General features: G+C 63.7%; 12 protein-coding genes and 2 tRNA genes. 10 read left to right on the top strand and 4 right to left on the bottom strand.

Features of this window, described 5'->3' with window-relative positions:
* The first annotated feature begins 62 nt into the window (after window positions 1–62).
* Complete coding sequence (locus tag ACFUOZ_RS12430; protein ID WP_377548415.1) at window positions 63–680, top strand: TetR/AcrR family transcriptional regulator; 618 nt, start codon at window positions 63–65, stop codon at window positions 678–680.
* Between the two features lie 58 nt (window positions 681–738).
* On the opposite strand, the gene ACFUOZ_RS12425 is transcribed toward ACFUOZ_RS12430, so the two are convergent.
* On the bottom strand, window positions 739–1,914 hold the full coding sequence (locus ACFUOZ_RS12425; protein WP_377548413.1) for an acyl-CoA dehydrogenase family protein: 1,176 nt from the start codon (window positions 1,912–1,914) through the stop codon (window positions 739–741).
* 133 nt (window positions 1,915–2,047) lie between these two features.
* Here ACFUOZ_RS12425 and ACFUOZ_RS12420 point away from each other — a divergent pair, with 133 nt between their 5' ends.
* Window positions 2,048–3,400, top strand: coding sequence for a glycosyltransferase 87 family protein (locus tag ACFUOZ_RS12420; protein WP_377548411.1), 1,353 nt, complete (start codon window positions 2,048–2,050; stop codon window positions 3,398–3,400).
* Window positions 3,401–3,420: 20 nt separating this feature from the next.
* Here ACFUOZ_RS12420 and ACFUOZ_RS12415 read toward each other — a convergent pair whose 3' ends face one another.
* Genes ACFUOZ_RS12415 through ACFUOZ_RS12405 form a run of 3 tightly spaced genes read right to left on the bottom strand, consistent with a single transcriptional unit; the run spans window position 3,421 to window position 6,889 of the window.
* On the bottom strand, window positions 3,421–4,947 hold the full coding sequence (locus ACFUOZ_RS12415; protein WP_377548408.1) for an APC family permease: 1,527 nt from the start codon (window positions 4,945–4,947) through the stop codon (window positions 3,421–3,423).
* A complete protein-coding gene (locus ACFUOZ_RS12410) occupies window positions 4,944–6,149 on the bottom strand; it encodes a glutathionylspermidine synthase family protein (RefSeq protein WP_377548406.1) in 1,206 nt (401 codons plus the stop codon). Before ACFUOZ_RS12410 ends, ACFUOZ_RS12415 begins: the two co-directional genes overlap by 4 nt.
* A 2-nt stretch (window positions 6,150–6,151) precedes the next feature.
* Window positions 6,152–6,889: a Tat pathway signal protein gene (locus ACFUOZ_RS12405; protein ID WP_377548403.1), complete on the bottom strand. Its 738-nt coding sequence runs from the start codon at window positions 6,887–6,889 to the stop codon at window positions 6,152–6,154.
* Between the two features lie 151 nt (window positions 6,890–7,040).
* Between ACFUOZ_RS12405 and ACFUOZ_RS12400 the strand changes: the two genes are divergently transcribed.
* From ACFUOZ_RS12400 to ACFUOZ_RS12365, 8 genes are all read left to right on the top strand, one after another.
* Window positions 7,041–8,564 (top strand): ATP-binding protein, encoded by a 1,524-nt coding sequence (locus ACFUOZ_RS12400; protein ID WP_377548400.1) that lies wholly within the window; start codon window positions 7,041–7,043, stop codon window positions 8,562–8,564.
* Complete coding sequence (locus ACFUOZ_RS12395) at window positions 8,561–9,235, top strand: response regulator (RefSeq protein WP_377548397.1); 675 nt, start codon at window positions 8,561–8,563, stop codon at window positions 9,233–9,235. Before ACFUOZ_RS12400 ends, ACFUOZ_RS12395 begins: the two co-directional genes overlap by 4 nt.
* 32 nt (window positions 9,236–9,267) lie before the next feature.
* Window positions 9,268–9,924, top strand: coding sequence for an MOSC domain-containing protein (locus ACFUOZ_RS12390; protein ID WP_377548395.1), 657 nt, complete (start codon window positions 9,268–9,270; stop codon window positions 9,922–9,924).
* A gap of 381 nt (window positions 9,925–10,305) precedes the next feature.
* Complete coding sequence (locus tag ACFUOZ_RS12385; protein WP_377548393.1) at window positions 10,306–12,423, top strand: DEAD/DEAH box helicase; 2,118 nt, start codon at window positions 10,306–10,308, stop codon at window positions 12,421–12,423.
* Between the two features lie 134 nt (window positions 12,424–12,557).
* Complete coding sequence (locus tag ACFUOZ_RS12380; RefSeq protein WP_377548391.1) at window positions 12,558–13,115, top strand: LysM peptidoglycan-binding domain-containing protein; 558 nt, start codon at window positions 12,558–12,560, stop codon at window positions 13,113–13,115.
* A gap of 118 nt (window positions 13,116–13,233) precedes the next feature.
* Window positions 13,234–13,305 (top strand) — tRNA-Thr (locus ACFUOZ_RS12375).
* 60 nt (window positions 13,306–13,365) lie between these two features.
* Window positions 13,366–13,439: transfer RNA gene (locus tag ACFUOZ_RS12370), tRNA-Met, on the top strand.
* Between the two features lie 62 nt (window positions 13,440–13,501).
* Window positions 13,502–14,158: an NAD(P)-binding oxidoreductase gene (locus tag ACFUOZ_RS12365; RefSeq protein WP_377548389.1), complete on the top strand. Its 657-nt coding sequence runs from the start codon at window positions 13,502–13,504 to the stop codon at window positions 14,156–14,158.
* Window positions 14,159–14,197: the final 39 nt, after the last annotated feature.

Raw genomic sequence — 14,197 nt, 5'->3', positions numbered from 1 at the left:
AGATAATTCGAGTGCTCACTCGAATTTCGAGAGGGCCCAGTATCCGCGTACACTGGCTAGCCATGACCACAAAGGACGTGTCCCGCGCAACGAAGCGTGGCCCTTACGCGAAATCGGAGGAACGGCGCCAGACGATTCTGGACGCTGCGCATGCGGTGTTCGCTGCCCGGGGCTACCGGGGGGGATCGCTGCAGGATGTTGCGGACCGTGCAGGGATGAGCCAGACAAGCTTGTTGCACTACTTCCCGTCCAAGCGCGACCTCCTGATGTCGGTCCTGGAACGTCGAGACGAGATCACCAGTGGAGCCTTCCCGGACGATATGGAAGAGGGCTTGGTCGATTCCGTCATCCGGACTGCCCTCTACAACGAGGACATTCCCGGAGTGATCGAGCTTTACACGGTCCTTTGCGCCGAATCGGTCACGGATGAGCACCCTGGACGGGACTACTTCACCGAGCGATACGAGCGGTTGCGCACAAGCTACAGTCGGCGGTTCTCGGAGCTCGGGGCCGAAGGCAGGCTTCGCCCGGGCGTAGATCCGGACCAAGCTGCGACCTCCTTGGTGGCACTCTGGGACGGCCTGCAAACCCAGTGGCTGCTTGCCCCGGATCAGGTGGACGTGGCCAAGGGACTTCGCGGCTACCTGGAACTTGTGATCCTCCCTGACCCAACTGGGTAACAGCAAACGTCCCATTGAGCCCCCGTAGCGACGTTTGCTGTTACCCAGTTGGGGTGGGTTAGCCGCGGAAGGCCCCGATGCCCGTGATGTGCTGACCCAGGATCAGGGTGTGTACCTCGTCTGTTCCTTCATAGGTGCGGACCGACTCCAGGTTGTTCGCATGCCGCAGCGGAGAATAGTCCAGTGTGACGCCGTTGCCACCCAGGATGGTACGGGCCTCGCGGGCGATCTTGATGGCCTCGCGGACATTGTTCAGCTTGCCCATGGAAATCTGCTGCGGCTGCAAATGCCCGGCATCCTTCAACCGGCCCAGATGCAACGCCAACAAGGTGCCCTTCTGGATTTCCAGCAGCATATTGACCAGCTTCTCCTGCGTCAGCTGGTACCCGGCCAAGGGGCGTCCGAACTGCAGGCGTTCACCAGCGTAGGAGAGGGCAGCTTCGTACGAATCGCGGGCCGCCCCCATGGCACCCCAGGCAATCCCGTACCTGGCCTCGTTCAAGCAAGAGAACGGCCCCTTAAGACCTGTGGCACCCGGGAGGATTGCCTCCGGAGCCAGCCGAACGGCGTCGAACGTTACGTCGCACTGAACCGAGGCGCGCATGGATAGCTTCGGCTCAATCGGCGTTGCGGTGACGCCCGAAGCGCCCGCGGGAACCAGGAAACCGCGGATCCCGTCATCGGTCCGGGCCCACACCACCATGACGTCGGCAATCGAGGCGAGTCCAATCCATCGTTTGGCTCCATCCAGCACCCATCCATCGCTGGTCTGCCGGGCAGTGGTGGTCATGGAAGAAGGGTCCGAGCCGGCCGAAGGTTCAGTCAAAGCGAAGCAGCCGATCAGCTCGCCCGCAGCCATCCGTGGAAGCCATTCCTCCTTCTGTGCCTCCGATCCCCAACGATGGATCGCCGTCATGGCCAGCGAGCCCTGCACTGAAACAAAGGTCCGGATGCCCGAATCGCCGGCTTCCAGCTCCATGGCGGCCAGGCCATATTCGACGGCGGTCCGGCCGGGACAGCCGTAACCGTCCAGGTGCATGCCCAGTACGCCGAGCTCGCCCAGTTCAGGAGCGATCTCCCGGGGGAAGACCGCGTCCTCGTACCAGCGGGAGATGTTTGGACGGATCCGCTGGGTGGTGTAATCGCGAACCTTGTCGCGGACTGCCAGTTCGTCGTCGGAAAGCAGGGAATCCAGGGCCAGGACGTCGGAGGTGTTCGTCGTTGAATCGCTCATTCCAGCATCCTAGGCTCCCCGCAACCGCCGCTGTGCCAGCCGGGCCGCCGGGGCTCGGAAGGCCCTTCAGTAGTATGGGACGCGGGGGCGGCACACTTCCCCCGTGCGACTTTGCTTACTTGGGGGATTTTGGATGGCACTGCCCGACGTCGAATTACGGACCGAAACGGACGCCGCGCGGCCGCACACAACAAACCAGGCCTCGCCTCTGCTCCTTCGTCTGCTGCCCGTGGCTGTTGTGGCTTTGCCGGTGTGGATGTTGCTCGCGAACTGGGCCAAACAAGGCCTGGACTTCAGCGTCTACTGGTTCGGTGGGAGCATCCTGAACCAGGCCGGTTGGTCCGCGTCTGACCTCTATGGACCCACGGTGGCATCGGCCGGTGGGCCGCAATTGCCGTTTACCTATCCGCCGTTCGCTGCGTTGGTTTTCGGGTTGTTGGCCCGCTTGCCGCAATTGACGGCGCTCAACCTGTTCAACTGCGCAGGTGTGGTGGTGGCCGCCTGGGTGGCTGTCACGATCGTCCGTTATTGGTCGTCCAAGCCGGATCTGCGGAGTGCACTTTCGTCTGCCAGGAGCTGTTGGATAGCTGCGGCATTGTTCCTGGCGATCCTTTTCCTTGGGCCGTGGCGCGAGACGTTCGCCTTCGGGCAGATCAACATCCTGCTCATGGGACTGATGGTGGTGGATCTGCTTGGCGGCCTGTCCAAGCGCCGGAGGTTCCGGGGAAGCGGCTTCCTTGTTGGCGTGGCCGCCGGAATCAAACTGACGCCCCTGGTGTTCGGCCTCTACTTCCTGATGCGCAGGGACTGGCGGGGGCTGGCAAACATGTCCCTGGGCTTCGTCTCCACAGTGCTGTTTGCGTGGTTGCTGCGCCCGGCGGAATCCCTGAAATTCTGGTTGGAAATCCTTCCCGACACCTCCCGCATCGGTGGAGCGGGCTACGTGGACAACCTCTCCATCAAAGGTGCCCTCCTTCATTTCGGCGTTCCGCAGGAGGCTGTTACGGTCCCTTGGCTCGCGCTGAGCCTGGGAACGCTGGTGCTGGCTGCCGTCATGATCCGGGCGGCCAGCGCCCAGGGCGCCCGCGTTGTGGCTATTTCGACGACGGCCCTCGCCATGTTGCTCATCAGCCCCGTTTCGTGGTCGCACCATTGGGTCTGGATGGCCGTGGTCCTGCCGGCGTTCGCCTGGACCATCAAGGAAACCCCGGCGCGATTGAACGGCCAGCGGATGGTGATGGGGGTGGTTCTTGCCGTCTCCACCCTGGTGTTCTTCTTCTCGCCGAAGACCATTGGTACCGCGCTCGGGGCTGCCAACCTGGACGTCCAGACGCCCGGTCTGTGGATCATGGCCTCCAGCGCAGGCGTTTTCTGCGCGGCGACCATCCTGGTCTGCTGGCTGGCAGCGCTCCGCAGGAACTCGGTGCGAACCGATGAGATACCGGACGTTCCCACCCGCCTGCGTCGGTGGGCTGGGCGGTCCTAAGCCGGGAATGCAGAGCCGGGCTACTCGCCGCGGACCACCCCGGCATCGGCCCGTTCACCCGTGAAGTATCCCCGGGTGGAAGGAGCAAAGCGGCACACGACGGCCAGGACCACGCCCAGGGCCAGCAGCAGCACGCCACTGACAAACGCGCCTCCGATGCCGAAGATCTGCGTGTCGCCGTAGGACGGGTCCCACATCTGGACGGCAGAGATGAAGAAGGCCGCAGTCAGGGACAAGGCGCCCAGGAACGGCAGGATGCCGCGGAACCACAGATTGCGGGCGGACTCCCGAAGGGTTGAACGGAAGTACCATACGCAGGAGAACCCGGTGAGGGCGTAGTAGAAGGCGATGAACAGGCTGATGGCGCTGATGGAGTCCGAGAGCAGGTTCTCGCTGAGGAAGCTCATGGCCACGTAGTAGACCACGGCCACCGCGCCCATCACCTGGGTGGAGAAGCCCGGCGTCATGTATCGCTCGTGGACCTTGCCAAAGCGCGGGGGAAGGGCGCCATGGACACCCATGGACAGCGTGCCACGTGCCGTCGGGAGGATGGTGGTCTGGGTGGAGGAAAGGACCGACGCCAGGACAGCTACAACAATCAGCCATCCCCATGGACCCAGCACAACATCCTTCATGGCCAGGAAGACATCGTCCTGGTTGGCCTCGTTGCCCAGGCCGATTCCGTCAGTGCCGATCGTGGCGTACATCATCACCAACAGGGCCACCGACACGTAGATTGCCACCAGTACCGAGGCAGAGATGACAGCACCACGGCCCGGGGTCTTGGCGGGATTTTCGGTTTCTTCGTTCAGCGCCAGGCAGGTGTCCCAGCCCCAGTAGATGAACAGTGCCAGCAGCGCGCCGTGCACCACGGCACCCGGATCGGCGAAAGCGCCCGCCGGATTGAACCACTCAAAGTCGAAGGCCTGACCCTCGGGAGCTCCACCTGCGATCCGGAAAATGATTGCCACGGCAAAAATGCCAAGGGAAATGTACTGGATGTATGTCAGCGTCCGTTGAACGTGTTCACCCAGCCTGATGCCGCGATGGTTCACGTAGGTCATGAACACTATGAACAGCACGCCCGTGGCGGTCACCAGCCATTTGTTCTCTGCGAGGGACCCGTCGCCGACCAGCAGCCAGAGATACTTCCCGGCGATCTGGGCCAGATTTGCCAGCACCACGATCCCGGCCAGGGCCACGCCCCAGCCGCCCAGCCAGCCAGCCCACGGCCCGAAGGCCTTGCGGGCCCAGAAGAACGTGGTTCCGCAGTCCGGCATGGCGCTGTTGAGCTCACGGAACGCGTAGGCAATGAACAGGACAGGAATGAAGCCAAGCACGAGGATCAGCGGGGTGTAGTTCCCGTTGACCGCGACGATCAGTCCCAGGGTTGCCGCAAGCGAATACACAGGCGCTGTGGATGCCAGCCCCAGCATGACGGAGTCGCCGAGGTCCAGGATTCCGGCGTGGAGGCCCTTGGGAGGTACGACGGCGGTACGGTCGCCGCCCGCCGTGCCGCCACCCGGCGTCGAGGTTTCAGTGCTCATAGTGCAGCTCCATAGGAAGTAGCAGGGGGCGCGACGGGCGCGGGGGCGTCAATGGTGTTGGGGACGAAGCGACAGAAGTAGTCGGTAATGGGGCCATCCGATTCGCGGATGCCGCAGCCGACTGATTCGCCGTCCACCACCCAGAGCCCGAGGACGGGGTGGTTTCCGTCGAAGTCGGGAAGCGCGTGGTACTGCTGGTAGCACCAGCCTTCGCGGCCGTAGCCGCCGGGTTGGGAGATGTCGATGCCGGGGGCGTGGATGCGGATGTTGTCCCCTTCGCGCCCGTGCAGGGGTTTGGCTACCCATTCCTTCAGGGGTCCGGGGTCCCCAAGATAGGCGGGCAGCAGGTTTTCGTGATTGGGGTAGAGGTGCCACAGCGCAGCCAGGAGGGCTTTGTTGGAGAGCAGCATCTTCCAGGCAGGCTCCACCCAGCGAGGATTATGCGCACGCTGCAGAAGACGGTGCCCGAAAGGCTCCTTCATCATCAGTTCCCAGGGGTACAGCTTGAACATGGTGCTGATCATGAAGTTGTCCAGGTCCACGAACCGGTTCAGGTTCGGGTCCCAGCCAATGTCCGACATGTTGATGCCGATAGTGGTCCAGCCGCCCTGGCTGGCGACGTCGCGCATGTAGGCGGCCGTCATCCAGTCCTCGCCGGATTCCTCGGCTTCGGAGTGGGCCACGTGCAGGGTGCTCATTCCGGTTCGGTACTGCAGCTTTTGCCACTGCCGGATCAAGGCTTCATGGATGCCGTTCCACTGGTCCTTTTCAGGAAAGACGTCCTGCAACCAGAACCATTGGGCCACCGAGGCCTCGATCAGGCCTGTGGGCGTATCGGCGTTGTATTCGAGCATCTTGGCCGGACCGCCGGCGCCGTCATAAATAAAGTCGAAACGGCCGTAGATGTCCATGTCCCCGGCCTGCAACGACTCGGCGGCAAGCTCCAGGGCCTGGCGTCCGATGCCGATATCGCCCATGGCGCCGGTAGCAAGGTACTTCGCTGCCTCCAGGCACATCAGATGCATGCTTTCGGCGGTCTCTTCGAGTTTTTCCACCTCGTCCATGTCGAACTCGTAGTAGGCCGACTCGTTCCAGTATTCGATTTTCCGGCCGTCGGGCATGGTGGTGGTTGAAAAAACCAGTCCCTGCTCTTCAATCTTTTGCTTCCAGTCCGGCCGCGGCACGGAGGAGAGTCGCCGCACCCCTAGCCTCCCGAACTTCCGCCGCTTTTGGAACTGCTGCCGAAGCCGCCACGGCTCACGGTGCCGCCCTTGGTGCTGTATCCCGTGGAGGACTTGGCACCCTGGGGGACGGTCTTCGTGGCGCTGGGATACGAGCTGCGGTTCTGGCCGACGGCAGGCACGCTTGCGCCCCGGGAGTAGAAGTACCAGGCGTAAACCCCAGAGCTCCGGCCCGCTGAGCTGCTGTTGTTGCACTGGTCGTCGTCCACGCGCTCGCCGGTTTCTTCGTTGAAACAGACCTGGGCGTAGTCGGCTTCCTGTTCGTTGGAGGCCACGATGGCGGTGATTGTTCCTGCAAGGAGGGCCGTCACGCCCAGCCCCACCACTATGGTGCGGCGCTGGGAGCGCTTCTTTTTCTTTGCTGCGGCAGCGGCATCACGTTCACGTTCACGCTCGAACGGATCCACCACGGGGAGGGGCTGTCCCGGTTCAGCTTGCCCTGCCGTGTGGCCGGCCGCTGAAGATCCAGCGGGTGCGGATGCGGCGGGGACCTTCTTGTTCCGGCCCCGCTGCCTGCTTTCCCCAGGTCCGTTTTCCGCAGGTCCGTCTTCGACCGGGGTGAACAACTCAGGGTGGAGCTTAGGCTTGGGCACCTGCCACGGAGGTGGTTTGGGTGCGTTGTTGGCCGCGTTAAAGCCATCGTTGTTGTCCCTGCCGCTGCCGTTGTTGCCGGCCGCGTCAGGGCTGTCTTTCGGGTCCATGTATATCCCCCTGGATAGACCGTGGTGTGCCCGGCGCCACGCCGGACCGGAATGCTCAGAGCAAGCCTAGTCCTTGCGCACGCTGCAGGCACTTATCCATGCCCCATGTGGGGAGAAGTGCCCATATTTCGAACCATGCAAGGATGTAGCCATGGCGGCAAGCGAGGCTCAGGGCAACGGGGATGACAGCGCCCTGCTGAAGTTTCCCACCGTGCGCGGTATTGGCCGGGGCCGGGTAACAGCAGGGCTGGTTCTGGCACTTCTGCTCCCGCCGGCGGTGGAACTGGCCGTTACGATCCTGAACTTCCGCAACTTTTCCATGATCATGCTTCTCCAGCTTGCCGTCGCAGTGACCGTAGCCGCCATTGGTGGTTTGTGGCCTGCGGTGGTGGCGGCCGTGCTGGGGAGTTTCCTGCTGAACTACTTCTCGGCAGACCCCGTCGGTTCGTTGTCCATTGCCGATCCCACCACCTTGTTTACGCTGGTGGTTTTCCTGGCGGTGGCCTGTGGGGTGGCCCTCGCGGTGGGCCTGGCCAGTCGCCGCGCACAGGAAGCCGCGAGGTCCGGGGCGGAGGCCACTGCGCTCAGTGAACTTGCCCTTCGCATCCTCAGTTCGGATGGAAGCCTGGAGACGTTCCTTGAGAAGGTCCGCGGAAACCTCGGCATGGACGCAGTGACCCTCCTGGGTTCCACCGGCACAGGGCCGGGCAGCCAGGGTGCGCCGCCCGAATGGCGGGTCCTCGCCAGCGCCGGCCCGAATCCGCCGGTGACGCACGCCGCCGCCGATCATGCCGCCGTCGTCGATCCCCATTACACGCTGTTGCTCCGCGGGGGTCCGTTGTCGCCCCACCACCAGCGGATGCTGGTGGCCTTCGGCGCGTTCGTGGTGGCCGTGAGGGAGCGGCAGCAGTTGGTAAAGAGCCGGCGCGACAACGTCAGGTTGTCTGAAGGGAACAAGATGCGGACCTCGATTCTTCGGGCGGTGTCCCATGATTTGCGGACGCCACTGGCTGGAATCAAGCTCGCTGTCAGCAGCCTTCGGCAGGAGGACGTGTCGTTTCCCCCGGAGGTCGAGCGGGAGCTGTTGGAGACCATCGAAGATTATGCGGACCGTTTGGACCACCTGGTGGATAACCTCCTGGACATGTCCCGGATCACCGCCGACGCCGTAAACCCACTGCTGAGCGGGATTGTGTGGGCGGACGTGCTGCCCGATGCCTTGCGGGGCGTGCCGCACGAGCGGCTGCGCAACGAGTTGCCGCCCAACCTGCCTCCCGTGCAGGCGGATGCTGGAATGCTCGAAAGGGTTGTGGCGAATATTGTCGAAAACGCCATGAAATACGCCCCGGATTCGGACGTCGTGCTGACAGCCCGGGCAGGGGAAGGCATCACCGTGGGGGAGCAGCCGGCCAGCGAACTGAGGATCGCCGACCACGGCAAGGGTGTTGGCCTTGAGGAAGTCCTCACCATGTTCCAGCCGTTCCAGCGCTTCGGAGATTCGTCCACAGCCCCAACTGCCGGTGGTACGGGGACAGGCGGCGGAGTCGGTTTGGGGCTGGCCGTCGCGAAGGGATTCACCGAGGCCATGGGCGGCCGCCTCGCAGCGGAGCCGACGCCGGGTGGAGGCTTGACCATGGTGGTCACCTTGCCGTTGTGGACCGGTGACCCGCTGTGACGCTGGTGCTGATCGTTGAGGACGAGGCCCGCATTGCCCGGGCCATGCAGGTGACCCTGCAGGCCCATGGGTACCAGGCCATGACCGTGGGCAACGGTGCCGACGCATTGAACGCGGCCGCGAAGCATCCGGTCAACATCGTGGTGCTGGACCTGGGCCTGCCGGACATCGACGGCGTGGAGATCATCCGCCGCATCCGCGGCTGGAGCAGCATGCCCATCATTGTCTTGTCCGCCCGGCATGCTTCGGAGGACAAAGTGGAAGCGCTCGACGCCGGTGCGGACGACTACGTGACCAAGCCATTCGGTTTGGATGAGCTGCTTGCGCGGCTGCGCGTGGCCTCACGCCGCGTGGTGGCCGGAGGGGAAGAACCTACGCTGGCAACGGCAGACTTCATTGTGGATCTGGCCGGGAAAAAGATCGTCAAGGACGGGGCCGAGGTCCGGCTGACGCCCACGGAATGGAACATCCTGGAGCTGTTGGTCCGGAACAAGGGCAAGCTGGTCAGCCAACAGCAGCTTCTCACGCAGGTCTGGGGGCAGGCCTACGCCAAGGAGACCCAGTACCTGCGGGTTTACATTGCCCAGTTGAGGCGGAAGTTGGAGCGGGATCCGGCGGAGCCGCGCCATCTGCATACGGAAGCGGGGATGGGCTACCGTTTTGATCCCTAGCCGTTGGCGGGTCCGTCCGTAGACTGGTGCCCATGAACACCGCTTCCGTCCTTGCCGTGTGCCGCGTCCACCAGTTGCTTCCCGACCCCGTGGGAAGCGTGGGCGTAACCGCCATCGACAAACGCCCTGTCGAGGGACCGGTCAAGGTCCACAAGTTGGGCATCCATGGGGATGTGCAGGCCAGCAGGGTGCACCATGGCGGAGAAGACCAGGCCGTTTACGCCTATTCGCAGGAAGACGCGGACTACTGGTCCAGCGAGTTGCAGCGGGACCTTCCGGCAGGGATCTTTGGCGAGAACCTGCGTGTGGCCGGCATTGACCCCACAGGTGCCGTGATCGGCGAACGGTGGAAGATCGGCCTCGACGTAGAACTTGAGGTGACGTCTCCCCGCACCCCTTGCGCCACGTTCCAGCGGGTACTGGGGGAGCCGCAGTGGGTCAAGCGCTTTTCCGAGGCCGGAAGGGTCGGTACCTACCTGCGCGTGATCAAGACGGGCAGCATCTCGGCCGGAGACCACATCCACCGCACCTTTGTCCCCAAACACGGCGTTACCGTGGCGCAGTGGTTCAGTGAGCCCAGCCCGGAACTGGTCCAGATCCTGCTTGATGCCGAAGCGGACGGGGAGATCCGCCTCCAGGAGGACTACCACCGTGAGTTCGACAAAGTGCTGCGCAGGAGCGGACTCTAGCAGCCCAGGACGCCGGTGTGAACAAGCTCACCCGGTGGTCGCGGGGTCTTAACTCGCGGTAAGGCTGCCGCGTGCCCTACACTTAAAACATCCCCCACTCCGGAAATCCCTTTATCCTGCCCAATTCTTGAGGCAGGACTGGTAAGTGTTGGGGCCCGCAAATGTGTGCGGGCATTTTCATAGGGAGAGCCGGCTAAAGAAAACGCTGTACAGACTGCTGGGATAGCAGCCAAGAGATGCAGCGGGAAGTCCTGCCATGGGATTGCGACAGCGCCGGACTTCTTGCGGAAGCAGGGCACCATTTCCTGTTTTTCGCGACGAGTACTGCGGCCAGCCCAACCGGGTCGCGCCGACTGCCCTATGGATGAGGAATTTCTCCCTATGACCGAAAATCTCAACGAAGACTTCGACGCCCGGAACGCTGAATCTGCCGAAGCTGAAGCGCCGGCTGCCGCCGCTGCCCCCGTCGAGAATGCCGCTGCTGAGACTGCGGCCCCCGCGTCAGCTGACGCTGCTGCCTCAACTGACGCTGACGCCTCCAACGACGGCGAAGAAGAAGGCGTGCGATTCGCCGAACTCGGCATTGACGGCCGCGTCCTGGCTGCACTGCAGGATGTCGGCTACGAAAAGCCGTCGCCCATCCAGGCCGCAACCATTCCGCTGCTCCTTGAGGGTCGCGACGTCGTTGGCCTGGCCCAGACCGGTACCGGCAAGACCGCGGCATTCGCCGTTCCTGCCCTGTCCCGCCTGGCTGAACTCCACGACCTCAACGGCCCGTCCCGCAAGACCCAGGCCCTGGTCCTGGCTCCGACCCGTGAACTGGCGCTCCAGGTTGCCGAGGCCTTCACCTCCTACGCCAAGCACATTGACGACTTCACCGTGCTGCCCGTCTACGGTGGCTCCGCCTACGGCCCGCAGCTCGCCGGCCTTCGCCGCGGCGCCCAGGTTGTTGTCGGTACCCCCGGCCGTGTCATCGACCACATCGCCAAGGGTTCCCTGGACCTTTCCGAGCTCCAGTACCTGGTGCTTGACGAGGCTGACGAAATGCTGCGCATGGGCTTCGCCGACGACGTTGAGCAGATCTTCCAGCAGACCCCGGAAGACCGCCAGGTTGCACTGTTCTCTGCCACCATGCCCGGCCAGATCCGCCGCATGTCCAAGCAGTACTTGAACAACCCTGCCGAGATTTCCGTGAAGTCCAAGACCTCCACGGGCACCAACATCCGCCAGCGGTACCTCCAGGTCATGGGCCCCCACAAGCTGGACGCCCTGACCCGCATCCTCGAGGTTGAAGAGTTCGACGGCGTTATCGCCTTCGTGCGGACCAAGATGGCTACCGAGGACCTCGCCGACAAACTGAAGTCCCGTGGCTTCCAGGCAGCAGCCATCAACGGTGACATCCCGCAGCAGCAGCGTGAACGCACTGTTGACGCACTCAAGGAAGGCCGCATCGACATCCTGGTGGCCACCGACGTCGCCGCCCGCGGTCTTGACGTTGAGCGCATCAGCCACGTGATCAACTACGACATTCCGCACGACACCGAGTCGTACGTGCACCGCATCGGCCGCACCGGCCGTGCAGGCCGCAACGGCGACGCCGTGCTGTTCATGACGCCCCGCGAGAAGTACTTGCTCCGTGCCATCGAGAAGGCCACCCGCCAGACGGTGGAGCAGATGCACCTTCCCACGGCCGAGACCGTCAACTCGTTGCGCCTGGGCAAGTTTGCCGAGCGCATCACGGAGACCCTCGAGTCCGAGGACGTGGCCATGTTCCGCGACCTCATTGCCTCCTACGAGGAAGAGCACAAGGTTCCGGCTGCCGAGATCGCAGCGGCCCTGGCCGTCATGGCCCAGGGTGGACAGCCCCTGCTGGTCAAGGAACTGCCCGCAGCTCCCGAGTACCAGAAGCGTGAGCGCTCCAAGGACGGCTTCGGTTCCCGCGGCCCGACCCGTGCGCTCACCGAGGGCAACGCCACCTACCGGATCGCCGTCGGACGCCGCCAGCGCGTCATGCCCGGTTCCATCGTGGGTGCCATTGCCAACGAAGGCGGTATCTCCTCCGCACAGATCGGCGGCATCGACATCCGCTCGGACCACTCCCTTGTGGAGCTCCCGGCAGACCTCAGCCCCGAGCAGTTGCGTGCGCTGTCCCGTACCCGCATCGGCGGCGAGCTGATCCACCTTGAGCTGGACAACGGCCGCAGGCCCAACCGCGAACGCGGCGGCTACGGCGACCGCGACAACCACGGTGGCGGCAACTTCAAGGGCAACGGCGGATTCAAGAAGGAGTTCCGCAAGTCCGACGGCGAGCGTTCCTCCGCTGACCGTGGTGGCCGTTCCTACAGCGACCGCGCCGAGCGCACCTCCGGTAGCTACGGCGACCGCGATCGTGGCCAGGCCAGCGGCTCGCGCTACGGCGGTCACGGTGATGGTGCCCGCAAGCCCCGCACTGGCGGCGAAGGCAGCAACCGCGACTTCAACCGCAAGGGCAAGTGGTAAACACTGGCAAGTGGTAAACACTAAGTAGTTCCCCTCAAGGGGCCGGCTTTCGAGCCGGCCCCTTGAGGCGTTAACGGGGTTACATGTGTCGCTGACGCGCCGTACGATCGATTCACGGCCGGAAGGTACGGCACGTGAACGCCGCGCTGAACAGGGGAGAGTGCTCCATGGGTTTGCTGGATAACTTGAAGAAGAACCTTGGCTTTGGAGATAAGGGCCAAGAGCCGCAGCCAGGCGAGGCGCAGCAAGACGACGGCGGGGCTCGCGGCAGCGGTGCGCCGGAGCCGCTGGAGGACCACACGGCGGTGACCCAGGCCGAGGAGGATGCCGCCGCCGTCGAGGTTTCAGCGGCGGACAAGTCAGCAGCCGAAGCTGCCGCGGCACAAGCGGCGCGGCAACAGGCCGCAGCAGACGCCGCAGCCGCCGAGGAAGCGTCTCAGGAGGGCTTGGATCCTGACGCCCCGGAAATCCAGCCACAGGCCCGGGAGGCGGCTGTAGAGGCAGCTGCAGAGACGGGCCAGCCCGGACCCGTGGCACCACGTGTCACGGAGGTCGTTGTGGAGCAGGGGGACACCATGAGTGGCATCGCCGCGCAGTTCGGAGTGGACCTTGGCGCCTTGATCGCCACCAACGCCGATACGGTGCCCAACCCCGACCAGATCTACCCCGGACAGGTGCTTCGCCTCCCCTGATTTTCTCCGTTCGTAGATCAGGTAAACAGCTGCTTTGCAAATTGTGTCGGGGCCATTTTTCCCTGTGGATTCGCCGATTTGTAGCTTCTGAAAACGTCCGGTAGAGTATTTACTCGTTGCCCCCCTAGCTCAGTGGTAGAGCGCGTTCTTGGTAAGAACGAGGTCACCGGATCGATTCCGGTGGGGGGCTCTGGATGAGGGCCTGCGTCAAGGCGGTTTTGACCGGCTGACGCAGGCTTTTCTCATCCGTGGCGGTGTAGCTCAGTTGGTTAGAGCGCACGACTCATAATCGTGAGGTCGGGAGATCGAGCCTCCCCACCGCTACAGAGCAAGACCCCGCAGATATTCTCTGCGGGGTTTTTTGTTTTCTGGGACAGAATGGGTCCATGAGCCGAATCGCGATTATTGGCGGCCACGGGAAAGTGGCCCTGCATCTGTCCCGGATTCTTAGTGGTGAAGGTCACGATGTCACGTCCTTCATCCGAAACCCCGACCATGTGGCGGATGTCACGGGTACGGGCGCCTCCGCTGAGGTGCTTGACGTTGAACATTCGACGACGGCGGAACTCGCCCAGGCGCTGAAGGGCCACGATGCCGTGGTCTGGTCCGCAGGGGCCGGCGGCGGCAACCCCGCAAGGACCTATGCCGTGGACCGGGACGCTGCCATCCGTTCCATGGACGCTGCGGCGGAGGCGGGTGTGAAGAGGTACGTCATGGTGTCCTACATCGGTGCTTCCAAGGAGCACGGTGTCCCCGAGGACCACCCCTTCTTTGCCTACGCGGAATCCAAGGCGGCAGCCGACGACTATCTGCGCGGCACCAACCTCGACTGGACTGTGCTGGGTCCCGGGAGCCTTACCGATGAGCCGGCCACAGGACTGATCGAGCTGCATCCCGCGAACCCCGATGATGGCACGCAGACCTCACGCGCCAACGTTGCCTTGGTAACGGCGGCGGTCCTGGAGCTGCCCGAAACCATTGCCAAGACCATCCCGTTCAAGGACGGCACCGAGGACGTGGTGGACGCCCTGACCAAGGAGTGACGGGCCCTGTGGAGTGACGGGCCCCGCGGGAATGTGTCG

The organism is Paenarthrobacter sp. NPDC057355 (assembly GCF_042667405.1).
Classification (GTDB): Bacteria; Actinomycetota; Actinomycetes; order Actinomycetales; family Micrococcaceae; genus Arthrobacter.
Note: the sequence above shows the minus strand (reverse complement) of the source record. Positions and strands in the feature narration are given on the sequence as shown.